Genomic DNA, 2,473 nt, shown 5'->3' with positions numbered 1-2,473 from the left:
TCCTTCCTTGCAGTACGATGTGATAGACACATGCCTGTGAATACACTTTAATAGTCGTCTGTTTTGTTGTTTCTTTCATGGAAGCAAAGTACCGGAAAAAAGGTATTATGCCGCATCATACCAAAGTCGTATAAAAGTATGATAAGCCTAATTTACGACCTTATCGGCCTGTGCTTACTCTTTGCCAAACACCCACAATGATTAAAACACAAAGCACTGTTAATGTGTACACTAATCAGTAAAAAATACAAATCAGTACACCATTGAGCTATTAAACTCAGGAGGCGGGAATAACAGAAGTCAATAATAAACGCAGAACAATTTTGCAGTTGGATTTTGAGTTAATGACTACGAGCTAAATCGAAACTATTAATTACACCGCTTTATAAATAACAAGGAGCCAAGAGAGGTTGATATACTCAGATTCTTACAACATTTAATGTACATGCATAAAATAGAAGAAGCTGTTCGGGAAAACTGGTGTAGACAGCAATGAAAGTAAATGCCGCAGAGAAGATGATTAGTAAAAGTATATTCAATCTCAGGTGCCAATATAAAGTTGGTAGTACATACGCCGTAAAAAGGGTCATTAATTTAAAAAGGGCCAGCTGTAAACAGCTGACCCCGGGGTGTCTCATGTTTTACCACGACAACATCATGTATTATTACAATTTATTTGGCTTTCCAGTTTGGGGCACGTTTTTCAGCAAAAGCTAAGGCGCCTTCTTTCGAATCTTCAGTTCGCATAAGCCAATCAAAATACTCTTTTTCCAGGCGCACTGCCTGTGTTAATGGCATATCCAGCCCCTGCATTACAACAGACTTCATTTTCTGAACTGCCAGTGGAGCACTTTTCAGAATCTCTCCGGCAATGGCTTCACATTTGGCCATTAACTCATCTTCTGAAGACACTACATGGTTTACCAAACCAACGCGATAGGCTTCTTGTGCATCAATACGGCCACCGGTATAAAGCAGCTCCAAAGCAATCCCTAAAGGAATCACACGTGGTAGTCGTTGCGTACCATAACCACCGGGAATCCAACCCAGACGAACCTCGCCTGAACCAAAATGAGCATCTTCGGTACAAACTCTGATATCAGCGCCCAGGGCTTGCTCCAATCCTCCACCATTACAGTGACCGTGTACTGCTGTTATAATCGGTTTGGTCATTGAAAGCAATTGTGGGTACAAACGGTCTACATACCCATCGGCTTCAGGTGACTTCACCCATTTCACATCGGTTCCTACGCAAAATGCACGTCCTGCACCACTTATTATCCCCACGCGCAGAGTAGAATCATTTTCCAACTCTTCCCAGGCATCGGCGATTGCATTATAGGTTTCGCCATCACAGGCATTCAATACATCCGGACGATTAATATTTACATAGATAATTCCGCCTTTTTTTTCTACTATAACTTTTTCCATCGCATCGTATTTTTTTGAATTCGGGTTAGTACTTTTTATAGTTTGGTTTACGCTTTTCGGCAAAGGCTGTCATACCTTCTTTTTGATCAGCTGTACTGAACAGCCCGTGGAAAAGTCGACGTGCCACTTTCAGTGCAGGAATAAGAGGGGCTTCTGCCTGTTGATTGACAGATTCCTTACCAGCCAAAACGGCTAAGCGTGGATTATTGGCAATTGTGGTTGCAACCTTAAGAGCTTCATCCATTAGCTGACCATCTTCCACAACCTTTGTAATCATACCAATTCGTTCGGCTTCTTCAGCGCTAAAAGGTTTGCCGGTCAATACATAATACATTGCTTTTGCTTTTCCAACAGCAGCAGCCAAACGGGCTGGCCCACCACCTCCGGGGATAACACCTAAGGTTACTTCAGTCAAACCAAATTTCGCTGTTGTATCCGCAAGAATCATATCACACATTAAAGATATTTCGGTACCGCCTCCAAAGGCATAACCTCTCACCGCTGCAATAACAGGCTTGCGTAATTCTGCTACTTTATCCATATAAGCAGCCAAATCAGTACGATAAGCACTTTCGAAATCCTGCGAAGCAATCCATTTCAGATCTGCTCCGGCGCAGAATGCCTTTTCGCCACCAGCAAGGATCATACAGCCAATACTGTCATCGGCATCAAATTCCATTAAAGCATCAGTAACTTCTGTTTCAACTTGCTCATTAAGCGCATTCAATGCCTCTGGGCGATTGAAAGTAACGATTCCTACGTTTCCTTTGCGCTCGGTTTTCATAAACTTATATTCTTTCATTTTATATCCAATTTTGTTTTGATTATCTAACTTTTTTTCTTCGAGTTCTGTCTCCTAAAATTATTTACGGGGTAAGCCTATCACATGCGCTTCTGCCAATGCCTTCAGTTCTTCCTCGCTGTAGCCCAAAGCAGTTAACTGAGCGACTGTGTGCTCTCCTACTGCCGGCGGGTTCTGTGGCTTCACTTTCTCCAGGCCTTCGCCCTGAATCTGGATAGGACTGTCGATGGTGCGAATGCC

The 2,473-nt window shown here is 42.7% G+C and carries 3 protein-coding genes; all 3 read right to left on the bottom strand.

Translation table 11 applies throughout. The features are described 5' to 3' along the window. Positions 1-672: 672 nt before the first annotated feature. Positions 673-1,431, bottom strand: a complete 759-nt coding sequence (locus tag ACSX1H_RS19090; protein WP_439185852.1) for an enoyl-CoA hydratase/isomerase family protein — start codon at positions 1,429-1,431, stop codon at positions 673-675. Positions 1,432-1,456: 25 nt separating this feature from the next. After that, on the bottom strand, positions 1,457-2,233 hold the full coding sequence (locus ACSX1H_RS19085; protein ID WP_439185851.1) for an enoyl-CoA hydratase-related protein: 777 nt from the start codon (positions 2,231-2,233) through the stop codon (positions 1,457-1,459). Positions 2,234-2,293: 60 nt separating this feature from the next. Next, positions 2,294-2,473, bottom strand: a 180-nt coding sequence (locus tag ACSX1H_RS19080; protein WP_439185850.1) for a hypothetical protein, incomplete at its 5' end; no start/stop codon positions are given.

Source organism: Carboxylicivirga taeanensis (assembly GCF_051851475.1).
Classification (GTDB): domain Bacteria; phylum Bacteroidota; class Bacteroidia; order Bacteroidales; family Marinilabiliaceae; genus Carboxylicivirga; species Carboxylicivirga taeanensis.
This window is presented reverse-complemented; position numbering and strand designations above follow the sequence as displayed.